This is a genomic window from Alishewanella agri BL06 (assembly GCF_000272005.1).
Taxonomy (GTDB): Bacteria; Pseudomonadota; Gammaproteobacteria; order Enterobacterales; family Alteromonadaceae; genus Alishewanella; species Alishewanella agri.
Genome location: NZ_AKKU01000025.1, coordinates 1 through 23,322, shown reverse-complemented (window position 1 = coordinate 23,322; position 23,322 = coordinate 1). Strand labels below are relative to the sequence as shown.

General features: G+C 49.8%; 17 protein-coding genes and 2 tRNA genes. 5 read left to right on the top strand and 14 right to left on the bottom strand.

Annotated features, from left to right (window positions below; genetic code table 11):
- Positions 1-80: 80 nt before the first annotated feature.
- Entirely contained in the window at positions 81-980 is a 900-nt protein-coding gene (locus tag AGRI_RS12420) for an AraC family transcriptional regulator (RefSeq protein ID WP_008985252.1), read from the bottom strand.
- Positions 981-1,149: 169 nt separating this feature from the next.
- Between AGRI_RS12420 and exaC the strand changes: the two genes are divergently transcribed.
- Complete coding sequence (gene exaC, locus AGRI_RS12415; protein WP_008609528.1) at positions 1,150-2,670, top strand: acetaldehyde dehydrogenase ExaC; 1,521 nt, start codon at positions 1,150-1,152, stop codon at positions 2,668-2,670.
- A 220-nt stretch (positions 2,671-2,890) separates the two neighbouring features.
- Here exaC and AGRI_RS12410 read toward each other — a convergent pair.
- From AGRI_RS12410 to AGRI_RS12400, 3 genes are all read right to left on the bottom strand, one after another.
- Positions 2,891-2,965 (bottom strand) — tRNA-Gly (locus tag AGRI_RS12410).
- A gap of 23 nt (positions 2,966-2,988) precedes the next feature.
- Positions 2,989-3,240: a hypothetical protein gene (locus AGRI_RS12405; protein ID WP_008985251.1), complete on the bottom strand. Its 252-nt coding sequence runs from the start codon at positions 3,238-3,240 to the stop codon at positions 2,989-2,991.
- A gap of 526 nt (positions 3,241-3,766) precedes the next feature.
- Positions 3,767-3,843, bottom strand: a tRNA-Arg gene (locus AGRI_RS12400).
- A 149-nt stretch (positions 3,844-3,992) separates the two neighbouring features.
- Here AGRI_RS12400 and AGRI_RS12395 point away from each other — a divergent pair.
- Both AGRI_RS12395 and AGRI_RS12390 read left to right on the top strand, forming a co-directional pair.
- Positions 3,993-5,894, top strand: coding sequence for an ATP-binding protein (locus AGRI_RS12395; protein ID WP_008985250.1), 1,902 nt, complete (start codon positions 3,993-3,995; stop codon positions 5,892-5,894).
- 175 nt (positions 5,895-6,069) lie between these two features.
- On the top strand, positions 6,070-8,238 hold the full coding sequence (locus AGRI_RS12390; RefSeq protein ID WP_008985249.1) for a M3 family metallopeptidase: 2,169 nt from the start codon (positions 6,070-6,072) through the stop codon (positions 8,236-8,238).
- Between the two features lie 86 nt (positions 8,239-8,324).
- On the opposite strand, the gene pmbA is transcribed toward AGRI_RS12390, so the two are convergent.
- Positions 8,325-9,665, bottom strand: coding sequence for a metalloprotease PmbA (gene pmbA, locus AGRI_RS12385; RefSeq protein ID WP_008985248.1), 1,341 nt, complete (start codon positions 9,663-9,665; stop codon positions 8,325-8,327).
- 118 nt (positions 9,666-9,783) lie between these two features.
- Between pmbA and yjgA the strand changes: the two genes are divergently transcribed.
- On the top strand, positions 9,784-10,320 hold the full coding sequence (yjgA, locus tag AGRI_RS12380) for a ribosome biogenesis factor YjgA (protein ID WP_008985247.1): 537 nt from the start codon (positions 9,784-9,786) through the stop codon (positions 10,318-10,320).
- Positions 10,321-10,398: 78 nt separating this feature from the next.
- Here the strand turns inward: yjgA and AGRI_RS12375 are convergent, their stop codons facing one another.
- The 9 genes from AGRI_RS12375 to AGRI_RS12335 all read right to left on the bottom strand — a co-directional run bounded on the left by AGRI_RS12375 (position 10,399) and on the right by AGRI_RS12335 (position 22,046).
- Complete coding sequence (locus AGRI_RS12375) at positions 10,399-11,400, bottom strand: branched-chain amino acid aminotransferase (protein ID WP_272942278.1); 1,002 nt, start codon at positions 11,398-11,400, stop codon at positions 10,399-10,401.
- Between the two features lie 63 nt (positions 11,401-11,463).
- On the bottom strand, positions 11,464-12,903 hold the full coding sequence (gene tldD, locus AGRI_RS12370; RefSeq protein WP_008985245.1) for a metalloprotease TldD: 1,440 nt from the start codon (positions 12,901-12,903) through the stop codon (positions 11,464-11,466).
- On the bottom strand, positions 12,900-13,772 hold the full coding sequence (locus tag AGRI_RS12365) for a carbon-nitrogen hydrolase family protein (RefSeq protein ID WP_008985244.1): 873 nt from the start codon (positions 13,770-13,772) through the stop codon (positions 12,900-12,902). Before AGRI_RS12365 ends, tldD begins: the two co-directional genes overlap by 4 nt.
- Positions 13,741-17,568 (bottom strand): YhdP family protein, encoded by a 3,828-nt coding sequence (locus AGRI_RS12360; RefSeq protein WP_237713090.1) that lies wholly within the window; start codon positions 17,566-17,568, stop codon positions 13,741-13,743. Before AGRI_RS12360 ends, AGRI_RS12365 begins: the two co-directional genes overlap by 32 nt.
- 32 nt (positions 17,569-17,600) lie before the next feature.
- Positions 17,601-19,067, bottom strand: coding sequence for a ribonuclease G (rng, locus tag AGRI_RS12355; RefSeq protein WP_008985242.1), 1,467 nt, complete (start codon positions 19,065-19,067; stop codon positions 17,601-17,603).
- A complete protein-coding gene (locus tag AGRI_RS12350) occupies positions 19,064-19,636 on the bottom strand; it encodes a Maf family protein (RefSeq protein ID WP_008985241.1) in 573 nt (190 codons plus the stop codon). The genes rng and AGRI_RS12350 overlap by 4 nt, the downstream gene beginning before the upstream one ends.
- On the bottom strand, positions 19,636-20,118 hold the full coding sequence (mreD, locus tag AGRI_RS12345; protein WP_008985240.1) for a rod shape-determining protein MreD: 483 nt from the start codon (positions 20,116-20,118) through the stop codon (positions 19,636-19,638). The genes AGRI_RS12350 and mreD overlap by 1 nt, the downstream gene beginning before the upstream one ends.
- Complete coding sequence (mreC, locus tag AGRI_RS12340; protein WP_008985239.1) at positions 20,118-20,975, bottom strand: rod shape-determining protein MreC; 858 nt, start codon at positions 20,973-20,975, stop codon at positions 20,118-20,120. Before mreC ends, mreD begins: the two co-directional genes overlap by 1 nt.
- 27 nt (positions 20,976-21,002) lie before the next feature.
- Positions 21,003-22,046 carry a rod shape-determining protein gene (locus AGRI_RS12335; RefSeq protein WP_008985238.1) on the bottom strand — a complete coding sequence of 348 codons (1,044 nt, stop codon included), beginning with the start codon at positions 22,044-22,046 and terminating at the stop codon, positions 21,003-21,005.
- Positions 22,047-22,309: 263 nt separating this feature from the next.
- Between AGRI_RS12335 and AGRI_RS12330 the strand changes: the two genes are divergently transcribed.
- A complete protein-coding gene (locus AGRI_RS12330; protein WP_008985237.1) occupies positions 22,310-23,248 on the top strand; it encodes a 1-aminocyclopropane-1-carboxylate deaminase/D-cysteine desulfhydrase in 939 nt (312 codons plus the stop codon).
- Positions 23,249-23,322 lie beyond the last annotated feature (74 nt).

Below are 23,322 nucleotides of genomic sequence, written 5' to 3'. Positions count from 1 at the left end.
GCTGCACACATGAAGATGTAGTGAGGTCACTGAACCAGCTAAACTAGCGTAATATGCGTTAACACTGTTTTAAACGGCTGCTAATTTGCTTTAGTAATGTGTTTTGGAGACGCCCCAAAGGTTTGCTTAAACACCCGACTAAAGTGGCTCGGATTATTGAAGCCTAACTGGTAGCAGACCTGACTGATTCGCTCGCCTGCTTGCAATAAGCGATAAGCTTGTTGTAACCGCAATTGTTGCTGCCATAGCGCTGGGGTTACCCCAAAAGCTAATTTAAACTGCTGATAAAATTTACTGCGGCTCATGCAGGCGATCTTACATAACGTTTCAATCTGAATATCTTCATGCAGATGTTGTTCAATAAAATTCAGCACATTCCCCAGCGGGGTAGACATATTAGCTTGCTTACAACTGGCCAGCAGCAGCTCGCGGCTTTGCTGCTGTAACAGACGAGTAATCAGTTCGTTTAATGACAATTCAATTAAGTATTCACGATGTTGCTCGTTTTCACTAAACAACGTGATCATTTTTTCCAGTAACTGTTGTGTTTGCAGATTATGCTGACCGTGCACTAACTTCGGCACATAATGAAAAAAATCGTTGTTGCTAATTTCTTGTTTAAAATTAAGTGCATCTACCACTTTACGAATTTTATCGGTACTAATTTCAATGGCTAAGCAAGTAGTAGGTTGTTGCAGTGTTGCCTCAGGGAAATCGATGAGCACTTTTTGTCCTGGTGCCAGGACAAAAGATTGATGCGGTAAAAAAGCACTATGATATTGGCAATCGGCCACATGCATGACTTTCTTGCCCGTTAACATGCCGCAAAACAATAGCTCGCTGGAATGCAAGGAAACCTTTTGCGCATCTTGATAGGTGTCATAAATACTCAATTCGGCATGCTCACCGGCAAAGCTCACTTTGTTTTCAACAAGTACGTTAATGCGTTGGCGTCTTTGGGTGAGAACCGATGTTGTCATAGTCTCCCTCTATTTGGACAAATAGACAAAAAGTCTGGACTAGAAAGCAAGCGTGTTTAACACACCTTCGTTAAGGTGAACTTATGGCGGCTAAAACACAATAACCTTCCGCCAAATTTAGTTAATTAATCACTAAATGCACTATCACTATTTAGACAAAGGATAGACTATGATTTATGCAAATCCAGGTACAGCCGGTGCCTTAGTAAACTTTAAAGCGCAATATGGTAATTATATTGGTGGCGAATGGATCGCTCCCATTAAAGGACAATATTTTGAAAATAAAAGTCCGGTTAACGGCAAGGTGTTTTGTCAGATCCCACGATCTAGCAAAGAGGATATCGAATTAGCGCTCGACAAAGCACATCAGGCTAAAGCCGCTTGGGGCAAGACTTCAGTGGCGACGCGCAGTAATATTTTGTTAAAAATTGCCGATCGCATGGAGCAAAACTTAGAGATGTTGTCGGTTGCTGAGTCTTGGGATAACGGCAAAGCCATTCGTGAAACCTTGGCAGCAGATATTCCGCTAGCTATTGATCACTTCCGCTATTTTGCTGGCTGCATTCGCGCTCAAGAGGGTAGCATTGGTGAGATTGACGAAACCACGGTTGCATACCATTTCCATGAGCCACTGGGTGTCGTTGGCCAAATCATTCCTTGGAACTTCCCTATTTTAATGGCCGCGTGGAAACTAGCACCTGCATTAGCTGCCGGTAACTGTGTCATTTTAAAACCCGCAGAGCAAACGCCCGCTTCTATTTTAGTGCTGCTTGAATTAATCGGCGATTTGCTGCCAGCCGGTGTGCTGAATGTAGTCAATGGCTTTGGTAAAGAAGCCGGTGAAGCCCTGGCCACCAGCACGCGCATTGCCAAAATAGCTTTTACTGGCTCTACGCCTGTTGGCTCGCACATTTTGAAATGTGCCGCAGAAAATATTATTCCATCAACCGTCGAGCTTGGCGGTAAATCGCCAAATATCTTTTTTAACGATGTTATGGACAAAGATGATGCGTTTTTAAGTAAGGCCATTGAAGGCGCTGTACTCGCCTATTTTAACCAAGGTGAAGTCTGTACTTGCCCGTCACGACTGTTTATTCAGGAAGACATTTACGAGCAATTTATTGCGCGCATTTTAGAGCGCACACTACAAATTAAACGCGGCAACCCATTAGACAGCGAAACCATGGTAGGCGCTCAAGCCTCCCAAGCTCAGTTTGATAAAATCTTAAGTTATATTGAAATCGGTAAAAAAGAAGGCGCACAAGTGCTGATCGGCGGTCACGTTGAAGAACTAAACGACGACTTAAACGGTGGCTATTATATTCAGCCGACTATCTTAAAAGGCACTAACGATATGCGGGTGTTCCAAGAAGAGATTTTTGGTCCAGTGATTTCCATGTCTACCTTTAAAGATGAAGCTGAAGCATTGCGACTGGCCAACAGTTCGGAATTTGGCTTAGGTGCGGGTGTGTGGACGCGAAATATGAATCGCGCTTATCATTTTGGCCGCAAAATCGAAGCCGGTCGGGTGTGGACTAACTGCTACCATATGTATCCGGCGCACGCTGCTTTTGGTGGCTATAAAAAATCGGGTATTGGCCGTGAAACGCACAAATTGGCCTTGAATCATTATCAGCAAACCAAGAACCTGTTAGTGAGCTACAGCGAGGATCCATTAGGTTTCTTCTAAGCCAATAAAACCGAATATATAAACCTCAACCCGCACGCATTTGGCTCGATAACAACGGCTTACAGCAGTTCTAACGCATAATGCACCAGCAGGGGATTTTGTGTTCTAAGAAGGGACTAAATAAGGTGAACAGTGCCACAGAACGTGAATAGGATAACGATGCCAAAAGCGATACCGCAGATGCAAAAAAGCCGCTTGGGTAAGCGGCTTCTTAAGTATTTGGAGCGAGTTACGAGGTTCGAACTCGTGACCTCGACCTTGGCAAGGTCGCGCTCTACCAGCTGAGCTACTACACACCCTAAGCGGCTATACCTGACACTATGTAAAATCACTATATTTCGATGCTAAATACACCAAGCGCTCTTGCTCAGAATTGAACTCACGCACCTTGATAAGCTCCATATCTTCAAGCTCTTCCGGCGGCAGTAAACTGGCAATGCTACTCTCATCAATGGCCACATTGTATTTGCCGCTATGCTCTTGAGTATAAACTGCACCGCCTTCAAAGCGCTTAAACAGTGTTAAACCTGCTAACTCAGTAATTGACTGATATGCGTTTCCTGATGACACCGCTATTCCTTTTGTTCGAACTGAGGCTTAACAAACTTATGAAACTATCAGGCATCCCTGCCAATTTATCCCTGTCCTTGCGAGTAGCACCTTCCACCTCATCCATAAAGTGTCATGATTAATGACATGTCATCCGTGTGCCACCATCTTAGGCTGTCTGTTATTTCACGCCATACTGTGCAGGTGCTCAGTGTATGCTTTTCAGGCAGTTTTTTGTCGGATAATGTTATCTATACTGCAAAATCAATGAAACGGAAAAGCAGGTACTAAAACTGATTCTGGCCAAATTCAAAACGAACCTAAAGCAACCGCAGATTGAGGGCGATAAACTTGGATGAAGTGAAACACCATACGTTTTAAAAGCTTTAGCTTGTCCATTAATTTTTTTGCTACAGTGAATTTAGAGCAGAGGTCGAAAAATCAGATTTTTTAAATTTGGGAAAATAGTGTTGGTCACAGAATGGTCACCGTTTGGTCACCGGACATAAAAAAACCACTTGAGATTGCTCTAAGTGGTTGATTTATATGGCGCACCCGAGAGGATTCGAACCTCTGACCTCTGCCTCCGGAGGGCAGCGCTCTATCCAGCTGAGCTACGGGTGCATCCAGAGCGCGCATTATAGACAGGCTTGCGGCGTAAGTCTATTGTATCTCTGTCGCTTTTTTAGGCGAACAGTCAACCTGGCTTTTTAATCTTGTCGCTAATGCTTATAATCTGAGCTGTTGTTACTTTTTGCTGAGAGTCTTTTGTTATGCCTTTTCCAAATTTTGCGCTCGGCAAACGACAACGACTACTGCTGTTTCTGCTGGGCCTGTTGCTGGTTATCGGGGTAGAAACGATTCTGCACAATGAGCAACAGCGGCTGCGCAACGCCACTCTGCAGCAGCAACTTACCGCCGGTGACCAGCTTCGGGTACGGCTGGAAAAAGAGTTAAATATTCCGCTGTACTTAACTGCCAGCCTGGCCAGCTACCTTAGTGCCAAGCATGGGCAGCTGGAAGCCAATGAACTTAAGATGCTGCTGGCTGGCCTGGTCCGGCAATCTCCGCATATCCGCAATATTGGTATCGCCCCGGCGAACCGGATTAGTTACATCTATCCCGAACAGGGCAACGAACAGGCGCTAAACCTCTATTATCCGGATCTGCCGGCACAATGGCCTGCGATTGAAGCGATGATAGCAAAACGTGAGGCCAGGCTCAGCGGCCCGATTGAACTGGTGCAAGGTGGGCGTGCTTTTATCTATCGTTATCCGATCTTTCTGGAAGATGACAGCTACTGGGGCATTGTAAGTACCGTCGTTAATATTGAGCAAATCTGGCAACTTTTGACCAGCACAGCCGCCGAGCTGGATCTTGATATCGCACTACGTGAAGTCAGTACCTCGGGTGAACCCGCCGTCAGCTTTTTTGGCGATAACCGGATTTTCTCAGAGCGCCATCTCACCCTGAATATGGCGATTCGGGGAGCTGAATGGCAAATGGCGATCCGCGAGGCTGGTATTCCCGGTTCCCGTTTACTATTACTCAGACTTAGCCTGTACAGTACCGTTTTGCTGTTTCTTTACCTGCTCAGCCGGTTACTTGCAACGGTCTATCGCCTGCAGCAGAGCCGTAGCGCCTTAACTGAAAGCGAACAACGGTTACGTAGTATCCACGATAATGTACTGGACGGTATCATCACTATTGATCAGCAAGGCATTATTCAAACGGCGAATCATGCCTGTTACCGGATCTTTGGTTACACCCCCCCGGCGTTAGTGGGGCAGCACTGGCGTACACTTCTTAGTAGCAGCGAAAATATAGAACAACATTTCGATACGACCACAGATGGTCCGGTTGAATACGAGTGCCAGGGCCAGCGTGCCGACGGCCACCCATTCGAATTACTGCTGTTTCATACCCCGCTGCCGCAACAGAATCTTTATAAGCTCTTTGTGTTGCGTGATATTACCGCCCGCAAGCGCACTGAGCGTTTGCAAAATGATTTTGTGGCGACGGTCAGTCACGAACTCCGCACGCCGCTAACGGCAATTAATGGTGCCCTGGGACTGGCGATGAATTCAGTGTTAGGTCCCTTAACCGAGCAGCAATTAAAAATGCTGCACATTGCGCAGCAAAATTGCCGCCAACTGCATCAGTTAGTAAATGATCTGCTGGATTTTGAAAAGTTAAGCAGTGGCAAAATGGCATTTAAGCGTGAGGTAGTGGATTTATCAGTAGTTGTTCAGCCGCTTATTTTGCAGCTGAGTACCAGCCAACAGCGGGCTATTACTCTGGAAGCCGAGACTACCCCGCCCTATCTGGTTATTGCCGACGAGGTACGCTTACGCCAGGTGTGCAGTAATTTACTATCGAACGCGCTGAAGTTCTCCGACAAGAATAGTACTGTCACTATAAGATTACAGCGTTTACCGCAACAGGTGCTGCTACAGGTTATTGATGAAGGCAAAGGCGTACCTGCCGCTTTTGAGCCAATGCTGTTTCAACGTTTTGCGCAGGCCGACAACCAAAGTAGCCGCGCTCAGGGTGGTACCGGTTTAGGTCTGGCAATCAGTAAAGAGCTAACTGAGAAAATGCAGGGTGAGATTGGCTATCAACGTCTGCCAAACGGTAGCTGTTTTTACGTAAAACTCCCCGCTGCCAGTATCTAAAAAGCGAATTTCGCGCCAAAAGTTTGCACTACGCTGGCTTTTGTCTTAATTTGTTGGCACTTGGTTGCAAAGACCAGTGTTACTGCTGTTTTTTGTGCATACTGTGGCTTTGTAACCCGCCGCCACGCGGCCCGACTAAAACAAAAACCAGCCGACCTATCCACGGAGATGTGAAATGCGTAAAACTCTACTCGCTACGGCCGTTGGTGCAGTGCTGTCACTCAGCGCCTGCTCTGACAATACCGCCCCAACCCAACAAGCTAATCAGGCTGCACCAGCAGCGACTGCGGAAGTGACAGTGACTAACCCATTCTTCAAGAAAAGCACTCTGCCATTTGAAGCGCCAAATTTCGCTGAAATTAAAGATGACCATTTCTTACCGGCGTTTGAAGAAGGTATGAAACAGCATATGGCGGAAATTGAAGCCATTGCCAACAACCCAGAGCCAGCCACCTTTGAAAATACTTTTGTGGCAATGGAGAAAAGCGGTGAGCTGTTAACTCGCGTATCCCGGGTGTTCTACAACCTGACCGGTACCGACAGCAACGAACAACGCCGCCAAATTCAAAGTGAACTGGCGCCGAAAATGGCTGCACACTCTGACAATATCAACCTGAACCCAACTTTATTTGCCCGGGTTGAAAGTGTTTACAATGCCCGCAATGATCTGGGTCTGGATGCAGAATCGCTGCGTTTAGTCGAAGTGTACTACGAGCGTTTTGTCCGCTCAGGCGCCAAGCTGAATGACGAGCAGAAAACCGCCATTCGTGCGCTGAACGAAGAACACTCAAAGCTGACCAACCAGTTCTCGCAAAACCTGTTAGCCGAAACCCGTAATATTGCAGTCGTTGTCGATACGGTTGAAGAGCTGGACGGCTTATCACCGGCACAAATTATCTCGGCCGCCAATGCCGCCAAAGAGCGCGGTCTGGAAGGCAAATATCTGCTGAGCATCACCAATACCACGCGCCAGCCGATTTTAACTTCGCTGAATAACCGTGAAGTACGGCAGCGGGTGTGGGAAGCTTCGGCTAACCGCGCACAATCCGGTGAGTTTAATAATACTGAAATCGTTTCCCGTTTAGCACAACTGCGTGCTGAGCGCGCCAAGCTGTTAGGTTACGACAACTGGGCGGCCTATACGCTGGAAAATAACATGGCACAGAACCCGAAAGCGGTGTTTGACATGTTAGGCTCAATGGTACCAGCAGTGGTTGAAAACACCCTGAAAGAGCAAGAAGCGATTCAGGCGATGATCCGCGAAAAAGGCGGTGATTTTGACGTTCAGCCATGGGATTGGGAATACTATGCCGAGTTCGTACGTCAGGCCAAATATGACCTGGACGAGAACGAAGTTAAAAAGTACTTCGAGTTTAACCGCGTCTTAAAAGACGGCGCCTTCTATTACCTGAACCGTTTCTATGGCGTGCGTTTTGAGCCGCGTCCGGATTTACCGGTGTATCACCCGGATGTAGAAGTGTATGAAGTGTTTGATGCCGACGGCACCAGCATTGCGCTGTTCTATGCTGACTACTTTGCCCGTGAAGGCAAACGTGGTGGCGCCTGGATGAGCTCGTTCGTGGGTCAATCACACCTGACCGGCCAGAAGCCGGTTGTGGTTAACGTGATGAACATTCCAAAAGCGCCGGACGGTGAGCCAACCCTGATCAGCTATGACCATACCACTACCATCTTCCACGAGCTGGGCCATGGTGTACACGGTATGTTCTCCAGCGTGAAGTATCCGTCACTGGCGATGACTGCGGTATCACGCGATTTCGTTGAGTTCCCGTCTACCTTCGAAGAAGACTGGGCGCAGCATCCGGAGATTCTGGCTAACTATGCGAAGCATTACCAAACCGGTGAGCCAATCCCTGGCGATCTGCTGGATAAAGTCATGCGTTCACGCAGCTTTAACCAGGGCTTCGATACGTTAGAGTATATCTCTGCTGCCCTATTGGATATGGAATGGCATACGCTGGGTGCTGACGCACCGCTGCAAAATCCACAAGAGTTTGAAGCCGCAGCACTGAAAAAACACGGTGTAGATTTGGCTGCAGTACCACCGCGCTATAAGTCGAATTTCTTCTCTCACTCTATGGGTGGCGGTTACTCTGCCGGTTACTATGCCTATATGTGGAGTGAAATTCTGGCGGCTGATGCTTTTGCCCATGTGCAGAAGAATGGTGGTTTAACCCGTGAGAACGGTGATCATTACCGCAAAAACATTCTGTCAGTGGGTAACTCACGTCCAACCATGGAGTCTTACAAAGCCTTCCGTGGTCAGGAACCTACCACTGATGCGCTGTTAATCCGTCGTGGTCTGAAAACCAAGATTGATTAATTGCGCCATTAAACCGCAGCACAGCGCTGCGGTTTAACAGCAATAAAAAAAAGCCTCGCATGAGGCTTTTTTTATTGGGTTAGCCGTTAATCACCGGCAACCTGCATTTGACTGACCAGTACTGAGCCGGTTTGTACCCCGCCACGCCGATCAACATCATTACCAATGGCCACGATATTCATAAAGATATCTTTTAAATTACCGGCAATGGTGACTTCGGCAACCGGGAACTGAATTTCGCCATGCTCTACCCAGAAACCACTGGCACCACGAGAATAGTCGCCGGTGACGGTATTGACACCCTGGCCCATTAACTCTGTTACCAGTAAGCCCTTACCCATTTGCCGGCATAGTGCGGCTAAATCGTCATTGCCGTGCTGCACTAACCAGTTATGAATACCGCCGGCATGACCGGTACTGGCCATGCCTAATTTACGCGCCGAGTAGCTGGTGGTCAGATAGGTGGTTAACACGCCCTGTTCAATCACCGTTAGATCGCGGGTTTTTACGCCTTCGCTGTCAAAGGGGCTCGACGCTAAAGCCAGATCCAAATGTGGCTTTTCCAGAATCGTCAGCCCAGGCGCCATAATTTGCTGGCCCACTGTATCCAGTAAAAAGCTCGATTTACGATAAATACTGCCGCCGCTGATTGCAGATACCAGATGTCCGAACAAGGAGCTGGCAATATCTGCACGGAATAATACCGGCACTTTCTGGGTTGGAATTTTGCGTGGCTGTAGCCGGGATACCGTTTCGCGGGCGGCTTCGCGGCCAATTTGCCGTGGGTCAAGCAAATCGGCATAGCGACGTGCCACGGTGTAGCTGTAGTCGCGCTGCATATCATCACCGGCTTCGCCGATTACCACACAGCTAAAACTGTGGCGCGAGCTGGGATAACCAACTAGTTGGCCATGGCTATTGCCATACACCTTTAAACCCTGATGGGTTGAAAACGACGCGCCTTCAGAATTAGTAATGCGGCTATCTTCTGCAAAAGCCGCTTCTTCTGCGGCAGCACAGAGTGCGATGGCCTTTTCGGTGCCGATACTGTCCGGGTAATATAAATCTAGCTGTGGCGGGTTAAACTCCAGCCAGCTGGCTTCTGCGACACCGGCATGCGGATCTTCCGAGGTATAACGGGCAATATCTGCAGCCGCCTCAACGGTGCGCTTTAACGCTTGCGGGCTTAGATCTGCAGTCGAGGCCGAGCCTTTGCGCTGGCCGAAATATAAACTGATCCCTAAACCACCGTCCTGATTAAACTCAACCGTTTCCACCTCGCCATGGCGGGTTTCAACACTTAAGCCTCGAGTACGGCTCATTGAGGCTTCGGCGCTACTGGCGCCTAATTGCTTAGCATGCGCCAGCACCTGGCTGACAGCTTGTTTAACTTCGGCGATTTCCTGCTGAATAGCGGTTTGCTGCATAGTATTCGAACCTTCTAACGTGATGCGCCTAGCTTATCATAGTCCGCTTCTGGCCGCTGCCCGCGATCCGCTATTTAGTGATATACTAGAGGCAGACCAGTGATAAAGAAGCCACAGCATGACAGATACAGAATTTAAATACGGTGACAGTAAATGGCTGGAGCAGCCAGATCACATCAGTAAAAGCCAGATCAAACGTGAGATGCACGCCTTGCAGGCCTTGGGGGAAGAGCTGATTGCCTTAAGCCCGGCAGCTCGTGCCAAGATCCCGCTGGATGACGAATTAAAAGATGCGTTAGAGCTGGCCGACAAGCTGGCTAAAAAGCGCGAAGCATTGCGCCGCCATATTCAGTTTATTGGTCGCCTGATGCGGGAACGTGAAGATGAATTAGAGCCAATCGAACAGGCGCTGGCGATTATCCGTAATACCAATCAGGCTGCGACCCGGCAGTTCCACAAAGTGGAGACCTGGCGTGACCGCCTGTTAGCAGAAGCCGATGCGGTAACCGCATTTATCGCCGAATATCCTGAGGTTGACGTACAGCAACTGCGCCAGCTGATCCGTAATGCCAAGAAAGAGCAGGAGAAGCAGCAGCCACCGAAATCTTACCGTGAGCTGTTTCAGCTAATTAAACCTTTTATTATTCAGGACTAAGCAATCCTTTATCACTTGCTCAGAATAATCAGGCCGCGAAATGCGGCCTGATTTATTTACTGATGTTGCGCGATGCAGTTAACAAACTTTGGTTAACCAGCCATGCGGATCTGCCGCCTTACCCCACTGAATATCATTCAGTGCCTGGCGTAAGCTGGCTGTAGTATTGCCAGTCTGGCCACCACCAACCGCATATTCCTGACCATTGTGAATTAAGGTACCAACCGGTGTTAATACCGCAGCAGTGCCCGATAACGCCGCTTCAGCACCCGGTTTTACCGCCCGCTCCAGCAACTCATCCACGGTTAGCTCACGTTCTGATACCTTCATACCGCGGTCACGCGCCAGGGTTAAAATCGAGTCACGGGTAATACCATGCAGGAAGCTGGCATCCAGCGCCTTAGTGATAATTTCGTTGCCATCGATGAGCAGGAAGTTGGCGGCGCCGGTCTCCTGCACATCACCATTCGGGCAGAACAGGACCTGATCGGCCTGCACCGCTGCCCGGGCTTTCATAATAGGTTGCAGTGCGCTGGCATAGTTACCGCCACTTTTTACCATCCCCATATGCGGCGCGCAGCGTGCATTGTCTTCCAGTAACAGCCGCAGTGGTCTAGCGCCACCGGCAAAGTAATCGCCAACCGGCGACAACAGAACATACAGCATTGAATTTAAACTTGGCGCCGCCGCCTTACCAATAGAGGGCTCAGTACCGATATGGGTTGGCCGGATATACATCGAGCCAGGAGGATTAGGTACATCGGCAGCATAGCGTTTAACAATATCCAGGATCATCTGGCGCAGCATCGCACCATCAAAAGCCGGTAGCGCCAACAAAGCACTGCTTTGCTGTAAGCGGGCGATATTACGGTCCATCCGGAAAATGTGCACCGAGCCGTCGGCATGGCGAAACGCCTTTAAGCCCTCAAAGCAAGTGCTGGCATAGTGCAGCACATGGGCGCCGGGATGCAGGCTAATGCTGTTAACCGGTACTAATGCCGGTTCGCTCCACTGGTTATTGGCAAATTCTGCCAACATCATATCGGGGGTAAAAACGGTTCCAAATGCTGCCATGTTAATTTCCTGCTGTAGAGTAACAGGCCAGCGGCGGGCTGGCCAAAGATCTGATCTTATAATTAATATTTACTGGGTACCGCCAACGGTCATGGCATCCAGCTTCAGCGTCGGCTGACCAACCCCTACCGGCACACTCTGGCCTTGCTTGCCACAGACGCCGACTCCGCTGTCTAGCCTCATATCATTACCCACCATCGATACCTGCTGCATCGCTTCCGGGCCATTACCAATTAAGGTAGCGCCTTTAATTGGCGTGGTAATCTTGCCATCTTCAATCAGATAGGCTTCTGACGCCGAGAACACAAACTTGCCGGAGGTAATATCCACCTGACCACCGCCAAAATTCGGGGCATAAATGCCTTTTTTCACGCTGGCGATGATTTCTTCCGGCGCATAGTCACCACCCAGCATATAGGTGTTAGTCATCCGTGGCATCGGCAGATGTGCAAAGGACTCACGCCGGCCGTTACCAGTCGGTGCTACGCCCATTAGCATCGCATTGTGTTTATCCTGAATATAACCTTTGAGGATGCCGTTTTCGATTAGCACGTTGTATGCGCTTGGTGTACCTTCATCGTCGATATTCAGCGAGCCACGGCGACCCGTTAAGGTACCATCGTCAACGATAGTACAGTGTTTCGAGGCAACCTGCTGACCAATCCGACCACTGAATGTGGAAGAACCTTTGCGGTTAAAATCGCCTTCCAGACCATGGCCGACCGCTTCATGCAGTAACACACCGGGCCAACCCGCCCCTAATACTACCGGCATGGTGCCGGCAGGGGCATCGATAGCAGTCAAATTCACCTGCGCCATCCGCACCGCTTCACGGGCATATTGCTGCCAGCGTGGCTGACCATCGGTCTCTTCACTGAAGTAATAATAATCAGTGCGGGCACCGCCACCGGCGCTGCCACGTTCACGCCGGCCATCCTGTACCAGTAATACCGAACAGTTTAGCCGTACCAATGGCCGGATATCAGTAGCAAAGGTACCATCACTGGCCGCCACCAAAACTTCTTCATACACACCGGTCAAGCTAACCATCACCTGTTCGGCCCGGCTATCCAGGCTACGAATATAGGCTTCAATCTGATGTAGTAACGCCACTTTTTCGGTATTCGTTAAACTTTGCAGCGGCTCGCAAGGCAGATAAATATTGCTGTTACCACTTTTGCTAAAAGCTTTTACGCTGCCCTGTTGACCCTGTGCCGCGATACCGCGGGCGGCACCAGCGGCTTGCATTAATGCATCACGGTTGATGCTATCAGCATAGGCAAAACCGGTTTTTTCACCGCTAATGGCGCGCACGCCAACACCGCGTTCAATATTAAAAGAGCCGTCTTTTACCAGGCCATCTTCCAACACCCAGGACTCATGCACACTGGATTGGAAGTAAAGGTCGGCATAATCGAGCTGATGCGCAAACAAAAAGCCCAGCGTCTGCTCGAGATCGCGGGCGCTTAGCTCAGAAGCATTAATCAGATTTTGTTCTACGACATTCATGGTTTCAGCTCACTTTTAAAACGGTTATGAAGTTTTACCGGCATTTTGCTGGCCAGTTGCGGACATTCTGCCAGGTCAACTTCGATACTGATCGCGCCCACCTCAGTGCCAGCATCGGCCAGCACTTCGCCCCAGGGGTTGATAATCAGGCTATGACCATAGGTTTCCCGGCCATTAGCATGAATACCGGTTTGCGCGGGAGCGACGACAAAGCACTGGTTTTCAATCGCTCTGGCCCGTAACAACGTATGCCAGTGTGCAGCGCCGGTAGGCCGGGTAAAAGCCGCGGGCACCGCCAGTACATTCATGCCTAACATTGCCAGTTGCTGAGCCAGTCCCGGAAAGCGCACATCATAACATATCGTCATACCGAGTTTCAGACTGCCCTGCTGGCTTAATGTCACTTTATTGCCCGGCATAGTGCTAACGGATTCACGATAGCTGCCAGTGCTATCGGCTACCGCCACATCAAATAAGTGTAACTTCTGGTAATCAGCCAAAATACGGCCATCCGGGCCAAATAAAACGCTGCTGGCGTAAAAACGCTGTGGATCAGGGCTGGCCGTAGGCATACTTCCCGCCAGTACGTAGACCTGATACGTCTTTGCCAATGCTGCGGTTTTTTGTTGTAGTTGCCCTGCTCCCAGCGGCGCCTGATATTGCCGTTGTAAAGTTTCACCACCGCCAAACACCGCAAAGCATTCAGGCAATACCACCAGATGCTGCGCGGCCTTGGGTAAGGTGGCCAACAACTGTGCTACCTGAGCGAAGTTACGCTCAGGCTCAGGCTGACTGGTTAATTGTAATGCGGACAATCGCCAGCGACTGTCCGCAGTATCAGTTGAGCAGAGGTTGGCGGCTGTCATCATTGCGGATCTCAGGTTGGGCAATTCTTACCGGCACCGGCACTTCGGTGCTGTGACGGTTTACCTCGGTCACCACCGGCTTATCAAAACTGCCCGTGACCGTAAAGTTAATCCGGGAAATCACTTCAGCCGATTGAAACACCTCATCCAGCGCCAGCGCAGCCAGGCCAGTTGCCGGATTAACCATCCAGGCGATGATTACCGGTAAACTGGAGGTGACCTTCGGAGAAAATGATACCTGATAATCCATCTCACGCTTTACCAGGTCGGCATACCCCTGCAGCTGCATATTGCCAGGCACACCATCGATACTGAAATCGCTGGTTTGCGCTACACCTTGCTGCAAGCTGAGATTTCCGCTCATCCGGTTATAAAAAAAGCCTTTCGCAAACACATCGCGAAAATCCAGCCGGAGTTTGCGAACAAGTGAGTTTAAACTGAAGATTGAGAATAACCGGGCGCCCTGATCGCTGACTTCAGTCAGTGAGCCTTCACCCAAGGCAAATTGCACCTTGCCGTTCAGCGCCTTCATCGCGAACTGCTGCGGCGCACCCTGCCAGTGCAATGTAAAATCAAGCTCGCTACGACTGCCGCTAATCGCACTACTTAAGCCATATTCCGTTAATAAGGCGCCGAGATTAGGGCTGACGAAGTTACCACTAAACTGACTGAGTCCTAACTCCGCATCCGGTTGCCAGTTCCCTGTTAGATTAAATTTATTACCCTTGTAGTCGGTTTGCAGCTCAGTTAGCTGCCAACGCTCACCTGTACCTGCGGCTTTAAGCGTTACATTACCAAAGCGATAAGGCCCAACGGCACAATCTTTACACCGTAGTTGCAACGGCACCATTTCCGTTAGCCATTGCTGAGCCTGACGTTCCGGCTCGGGTGCGGGTGTGGTTTCCACCGCAGCACTGTCTGCTGCAAGCAGCGGCTGTGGCAACACTAAATGCAGGTAGTCCAGCTCGGCGGTTAAACCTTTGGCTTGCCAATCATGGAAAAATTGCCAGCGGCTGGCAATTTCAGCGCCATTTAACTGTAACTGCCAGGCATCGGCCGTTGGTGTCAGGTCAAATACGGTATTCGTTAGCTCAAGCTCAGCGGGTAACCGGATTTGCTGGATCTGCCCCCGCACCCGTTGCAAGGGTGGTAACCATCCTGGTTCAGTTGCCGCCTTGCTGAGCAGCGGCTGCAACAGACTAAACCAACTGGTTAATTCGGCAGACGCTAAATCAACCTCTACCGTAAAACCCGTTTGTGTCAGGCTGGCTTTATCCGGCCCCAGCATTAATTGGGCCCGCTCTATGCGGCCACTGCTATGCGATAATTGCGCCTGAAAATCCAATAGCTGCGGATAACTTAGCGCCACAAAGCTTTGTTCGGTATTACCATTGGCCACCAAATGCAGCAACGCGCGCTGCCCGACACTTTTTTGATAGGGAATGGGTAATTGTAAAGCCAGTGCACTGAGATCGGCATCTAAGGTTGCCTGATAAGTAAAACCCTGCTCGGGTAGGTTTAATGCTAACTTTAGTTGCCAGTCGGCGGCTCCGGCGAGTAAGTCTTCATTATCGGTAACTAGCAATAATTGCAAATCTTCGGCCAAGGCCTGCCCTTGTAACGTCAGCTCAATTTGATAACCAAGGTCCTGCATCGCACCGTTAAAACTGCCGCTGGCCGGCAAACCCAAATAGCGAAATTGTAAGGCTTCGCCGGCTAACACTTCGTTGCGAAAGTTCACCCGCCCGGTTAAGCCATCAAGCTGAATCGCAGGTGCCTGCAGGTTTGCCTGTACATTGAGTAGGTCAGCGCTGCCGGATGCCACCACACCAGGTTCGGTAAGTCCAATCTCTAATAACAAATCACCGCGCACCGGACCTGCCAGCCCGAGATGTTGCAAGGTTTTACCTAAACTATTTTGTAGCGAAGACGCCAACATCAACTCTGTTAACGCAGCGGTATCAAGCTCCGTATTGAGCCGGATATCAAGTTGAGTGGCACGTCGCAAATCGACAATACTGGCTTGTACCGGGTCAGTCAGGGGCAATAACCCCAGATAGCCCTGCTGACCTTCAATTAGCATGGCGGCATTATCAAACCACAGTGCAGCCTGTAACTCAGTTAATGCCGGCCAGTCTGGAGCAAAGCGAAAGGTTGCGCCGTTTAAACCGGCGTACACCTGAAAATGGCCCGTCGCATCACTAAACGGATAATCAGCAAAAGCACCTTGCCACAGCACTGTTGCCTGCTGTAGCTGACCGCCTTCTATCGCTACACTCAGATAATCCCGTGTTTTCTCAGGCATATAACGCTGTGGAAAATACTGACTGGCCTTTGCAGCATCCAGACCGGTTAACTGTGCCAACAGGGCGAGCTCTGGTCGCTCTCCGAGGGTGATACTGGCTTCGGCTGCCAGCTCGAAATCGCTCAGTTGCAATTGAAATTCAGGGATCTGGATCTGCCAGCCCGCTGTCGTGGGCACTAACCTGAGCTCTGCTACCAGCTGTTGGTAATCCCACGGCGTCGGGAACAGTCCGTCCCAGTCTAAACTTTGTTGCTCACCATTTAGCCGCAGCCAGATCAGGTGCTCGGTCGCCGCCAACTGCCCCTGTAACTGCTTTAATCCGGGCACATCACCAACTGCAACAGTACTGAGCGCCTCCACCGTACCCGTTAGTTGCCATTGCTCCTGCCGGACGCGAAGTTGTAATTGTTGTAAATATCCCGTCGGTTGGTACGCCAATATGGCTTCTAGTTTTTCACTGTCTTCCGCCAGCAACTGAGCGAGTGGCTGTAGCGCGTCTAACTGAAAATCGCTCAGGGTTGCCAGATACTGCTCATCGGCACGACTTAGTTGCAATGTCAGCCCTGGCCATTGTGTTAATGCATCAGCCAGCGTGAGTTCAGTAGATAATAGCTGCCAGCCGTTGCTGTTGGGCGTCCAGAGTAATTGTCCAGGGCCGAGTTTCAAACTATGTTGCACGGCCTCACGCTGCCAGTACAGACTATTTTCGGCCAGCTCTAATTGCAGATAGGTGAACTGGCCACCGCTTAAACCCGCCCAGGCCCGGAAGTTAAGGGCAGCTTTCTGTAACCGGCTACTTTGTGGCAGGAATTGCACAAACCAGGGCAGTACGTCCAGCTCTGCGCTCTCTAAATAGAGTTGCCCTTGTGCTTGCTGAAGATCTGGCCCCTGAAAATCGAGAATAAAACTGATGGTATTGGCTGTAACTCCGGCAATGGATAACTCGCCATGCCCCTGGTGACGTTCACCCACATTTCGCCAGTTCAGGCGGTGGATCTGTATCTCCTGCTCCGGGTGCTCGGCACTGATCAGCACCAGCTGACTGTCGATAACGGTAAAATCTTTTAGTTGCCGGAAAAACAATTGTTCCAGTGCCGGGAGTGTTAATTCGTTGCTAGCCGCAGAGGGTTGCTGGCCTAACAGTTGGTCGGCATTGAGCTGATAGCGCAAGCCCTGTAACTCGATTTGCTCCGCCGTGATGGTGCGTTGCAATAAGGTTTGCCAGAAATCGAGATGTAATGATGTTTGAGCGATAGTCAGGACGGGTTGTTGCGGGTCACCCAGTTCAAGCTGTTGCAGTAACAGGGCCGGTCCGCTACCCCGCCATCCAGCACTGATCTGGCCGATCGCAACCGTAGCACCTAGCTGGTTGCTAAGTACCTGCTCAATTTGCTGTTTGTAACTGTCCGCATAAGGTAAGGCCAGGCGTAATACTGAGATTACCGTTGCCAGCAACACTAAGCAAAGTGCCAGCGCAACCCAAACTTTATGCAAACAGTAAAAGCAAACCCGTTTTACTTGCTGCACTACATCATTACCACGTCGAACTGTTCCTGCGTATACATGGGCTCCGACTGAATACTGATTTGTTTACCAATAAACACCTGCAATTCTGCCAGGCTGTGGAACTCATCTGTCGTTAGGGCATCACGAACTACCGGCGAGACATACACGACAAATTTATCTGCAGAATAGGCACGGTTTACCCGGACGATTTCCCGCAAGATTTCAAAACAAACGGTTTCAACGGTTTTCAGCGAACCGCGCCCCTTACATACTGGACACTCTGAGCATAGGATATGTTCCAGACTTTCGCGGGTTCTTTTCCGGGTCATTTCAACCAGACCCAAGGCTGAGAAGCCGTGAATGTTGGTTTTCGCACGATCACGGGCCAATGCCAGTTCCAGACTATGGAACACCCGTCTTTTATGTTCGTCATTTTGCATATCGATAAAATCGATAATGATAATACCACCGAGATTACGCAGGCGTAGCTGACGGGCAATCGCCTGGGTGGCTTCGGTATTGGTGTTGAAAATGGTCTCGTCCAGATTGCGATGGCCAACGAAAGCACCGGTATTGACATCGATTGTGGTCATCGCTTCGGTCTGATCAATCATCAGATAGCCACCACTCTTTAGCGGCACCTTGCGCTCCAATGCGCGCTGGATCTCGTTCTCAACGTCAAATAAATCGAAAATCGGCCGCTCGCCAGGGTAATACTCCAGTAATGGAATAATCTGCGGCATAAATTCTTCACAAAAGGCGGTAAGCTGCTGAAAGGTCAGTTTCGAGTCGACCCTTACCCGCTCTAGCTCAGTGCCGACAAAGTCCCGCAAAATACGGTAACTCAGACTCAGATCCTCGTAAACCACCCCTTCTTTCCGGGTATTTTTTTTCCGTTTTAGGATCTTACTCCAGAGTTTTTTTAGAAATTTGGCGTCTTGTACCAACTCGTCTTCAGCCGCGCCCTCTGCAGCCGTGCGCACAATAAAGCCGCCACAATCGTCGACGCAATTGCTCACAATATCTTTTAAGCGTTGCCGCTCTGCTTCGGACTCCAGCCGCTGCGAAACACCAACATGCGCACTGTCTGGCATAAACACCAGGTAGCGTGACGGCAAGGTAATGTCAGTAGTGAGTCGGGCTCCCTTAGTGCCAAGGGGGTCTTTTACCACCTGTACCAGTAAGTACTGCCCTTCACGAACCAACACCCGAATATCTTTACTGACGGCCGGCTTAGTATCTAATTCGCTGGCTTCATTGTGTTGCACTATATCTGACGCGTGCAAAAAGGCTGCTTTATCTAAACCAATATCGACAAAGGCAGCCTGCATTCCCGGTAATACCCGGCTGACTTTACCGACATAAATATTGCCTACTAAACCCCGTCGAGCCTGACGCTCAATATGCAACTCCTGTAAAACCCCGTTCTCAATTAAAGCGACACGGGTTTCGGTCGGGGTGACATTAATTAATAGTTCAGCACTCATCCTAGCTCCTGCAGTTGCTGTAACAGGCGATCAGTCTCACACAGTGGTAAACCTACCACGCCAGTGTAACTGCCGTTAATCCGCTCAACAAAACGGGCAGCCTGCCCCTGAATACCATAACCGCCCGCCTTATCTGCAGGCTCGCCGCTCTGCCAGTATGCATCCAATTCAGCAGCAGAGATATTCCTGAACCAAACCTCGGTACAACTTAGTGCCTGTAATTGGTGCTCACCGCTAACAACAGCGACTGCCGTGAATACCTGGTGGCTACGCCCGCTGAGCTGGCTCAGCATCTGCAGAAAGTGACTTTTAGATTCCGGTTTACCCAGAATGTGCTGCTCCAGCACGACAGTGGTATCCGCACCAAGCACCGGCAAACGTCCGGCTATCGCAACAGCACCAGCGCGCGCCTTTGCCAATGCCAGCCGGCTAACATAGGCCGCAGGCGTCTCACCAGAGATCACACTTTCGTCAATCTGTGGACTAACTAATTCAAAGTTAACGCCAATTTGCGTCAACAACTCCCTACGCCTCGGTGACGCTGAGGCAAGCGCAATTTTCGGATACATTATTGGATCTTAAGTTGACGACGATAACGGCGTAACAGCCAGAATAACCAGGGCCAGACTAACATCCCGATCACCACCGGCCACAAATAAGCGGGCCGGAAATTGACCCCGGTTAAAAAGTGACTCAGCCAGAATACCAGTAACTGATATAGCGCTAATAACAAACCGACTAAAAGCGCTTGCTGAATTACTGCGAAATTCCTTATTTTTAGATAGTTCACCCCTACAACAAAGCTAACTACCGAAAAGGCCAGCGCATTTACACCTAACACTGTGCCTACCAATACATCGGTTAAAAAACCGACGACAAAGGCCGTACCAATATTTACTCGTCTTGGTAACGCTAGGGTCCAGTACATCACCACTAACAGTGCCCAGTCAGGGCGAAATAATGTCAATTGGTAGGGCACCGGAATAACCGTCAGTAATAACGCCGCTAACAAACTAAGATAAATAAAACCTAACCCCTGAGCCGGACGCATTAAAGTGGCTCCTCCGCTGGCGGCTCAACAGTGAGCTGGTTACCTGGCAACAAAATTAACACGTGACGGATCCGGTCGAGCTTCGCATAGGGTCTGGCCATCACATTCATAAAAGGCTGGCTATCATCTTTAAACACCCGGGTGACTTCCGCTACCGGATAGCCTTCCGGAAAACGACCATCTAAACCGGAGGTTAATAAACGATCGCCCTCACGGATATCCGTACTCAGAGGTAAATGAATGACCCGCAGCTGGTCCCATTGCCCGATACCCTCGGCGATCGTACGGATCCCGGTACGCTCGGCACGCAACGAAATGGCATGAGTATTGTCTGAAATCAGTAAAGCCCGACTACTACTGGGCCCAACACTAACAATCTGCCCCACAACACCTTTATCATCAATCAAAGGTTGATGTACGTTAACGCCATCATTACTGCCTTTGTTTAAGACCACTTGATGTGCGAATGGGTGGCTGTATACGGCTAAAACCTCTGCAATCAGCCGCTGCCCTTCTACCACGGGCGCAGAGCCCAGCAAGGCACGTAACTTATTATTTTCCTGCTGCAGGAAATTTAGTAACTGCAACTGTGCATCTTGCTGTAATAACCGTTCTCGCAATGCCGAGTTTTCGGTAAGTAATTGTTGTTGTGACATCAATTGTTCGGAAGCACTGGAAATCAGACTTTCCGGTAAACTGGCGGCGTAAAAAAGTGGGCTGACCGCTGAGGTCAGATAACTGCGAACTTGGGTGGCACTATCCGTGTAACGGTCAACAAACATCAGCCCGATACTGCAGGCTACCGCTAAAACTAAACGCAGCCCGAGTGCCGGGCCGCGTGCAAAAAAGTCATTCATGTAAGTCTCAGAAAGTGAGAAACCTCTTTACTCGTAGCTGAAGACATCACCACCGTGCATGTCGATCATTTCCAGTGCCTTACCACCACCGCGAGCCACACAGGTTAAAGGATCATCAGCAACCACCACCGGAATGCCAGTTTCTTCCATTAACAAGCGGTCTAAATCACGTAGCAGTGCACCACCACCGGTTAATACCATACCACGCTCAGAAATATCTGATGCCAGCTCAGGCGGTGATTGCTCCAGCGCCACCATAACTGCACTGACGATACCCGCCAGCGGTTCTTGCAACGCTTCCAGAATCTCGTTGCTGGTCATCGTAAAGCTGCGTGGCACCCCTTCTGCCAAGTTGCGGCCACGAACTTCAATCTCCAACACATCATCACTTGGGTAGGCAGAGCCAATTTCTGTTTTAATGCGCTCAGCAGTGGCTTCACCGATCAAGATGCCGTAGTTGCGACGGATATAGTTAACAATAGCATCATCAAACTTATCGCCACCAATCCGCACTGAAGATGAATACACCACACCGTTTAACGAGATAATGGCAACCTCAGTAGTACCACCACCGATATCCACCACCATAGAGCCTGTTGCTTCCGACACTGGCAAGCCGGCACCGATAGCGGCAGCCATTGGTTCATCAATCAGATACACCTCACGGGCACCAGCCCCCTGGGCTGATTCACGAATGGCCCGGCGTTCAACCTGAGTGGAGCCACAAGGTACACAGACTAGTACCCGCGGGCTTGGCCGTAGGAAACTGTTGCTGTGCGCCTGACGGATAAAATGTTGTAACATTTTTTCGGTAACGTAGAAGTCAGCGATAACACCGTCTTTCATCGGCCGGATCGCTTTGATATTGCCAGGAGTACGCCCCAGCATCCGCTTAGCAGCATGGCCAACAGCAGCAACACTTTTCGGGCCACCAGCACGCTCCTGACGAATAGCAACTACCGAAGGCTCGTTCAAAACGATGCCCTGATCTTTGACATAAATAAGGGTATTAGCTGTACCAAGGTCAATGGACAGATCGTTGGAAAAAATGCCGCGCAATTTATTAAACATGGGGAAGGTGGATCCTTTTAACGACATCCCGCTGCAAGGCTGAAGTAGCGGCAGCAGAAATAAATTTATACAGAATTATTGCTATTCTAAGTAACTCTCCGGCAAGAAAATAGCTTTTTGTCACATTTTTCCCAAATAAAGCAGGAACCCGTTGTAACTGACAAAATCGCCGCACAAACTGGCCCCCACAGATGGAAATTGCCGCACCAGTGAAACCGATGACGTTATAATAGCCACCACGCGTTATTTATTGGTCACTTTGCATGACGACACAGCTGTCAGCCGAATATCACTGGCAACTACTGCCGGCTAGCATGGTTTCAAACCCAGCACCGGAAATTTGGATTTGCTCGTTAAAAGCACCTGTCGCCGAGATAGCGGGTAACAAGTGGTTAAAACTGCAATCGGCATTACAACAGCGTCAACCCGGACAAGGGATCCTGAGCTTCGGCGGCGCCTTTTCTAACCACTTGGCGGCGTTAGCTGCAGCTGGACATCACTATAACTTTCCTACTATTGGTATTGTCAGAACTGACCACCTTGACCAACAGAATCCTACTTTAAAACGCTGTCAGGCTTTTGGGATGCAACTTAAAGCACTTAACCGCGATAGCTATAGACAACACCAGCAGACGGAGTTCCTGAATAGTTTAAAAATATCTTACCCGCATTATCTTATAGTACCTGAGGGAGGGAGTGATCAGGCAGGTGCCTGGGGTGTTCGCACTTTACCCCTGCAGCAGACGCCAGCAGGCGCCGCCGATCTGCTCTGCTGTGCCACTGCCAGTGGTGGCACTCTGGCTGGCATTATTCATCAACATCCAACAATTAGGTGTCTGGGGTTAGCTGTAGTTAAAGATAGCTCTCTGCCACAACGCGTCAACGCCTGCCTGCCATCCGATGAGATATTCAATAACTGGTCTATTGCTCAGGCAAGATCAGGCTATGGCAAGCTATCGGCAGACCTCATCGCTTTCTGCTGCCAGTTAAAGCGTGAATATAATATCAGCACTGAGCCGGTATACACCGGTAAAGCTCTGCACCTACTAATAGAACTTATAACAAAAGGCGCGCTTGCGAACGTAAAGCGGGTAGCGTTTTTTCATACCGGTGGTTTGCAGGGGCTGCATGGTTTGCACTATCGCCAACAGCTGACTGCAGAGCAGTATCAGCTGTTGGCAGCAGAGTCGGCGATGATATAAGTTTTAGCGACGCGTGATCGTTCAGTCATATAGCTGCAGCTATGGTTCGCTGTGATAAGCCGTTGTTGGGGGTT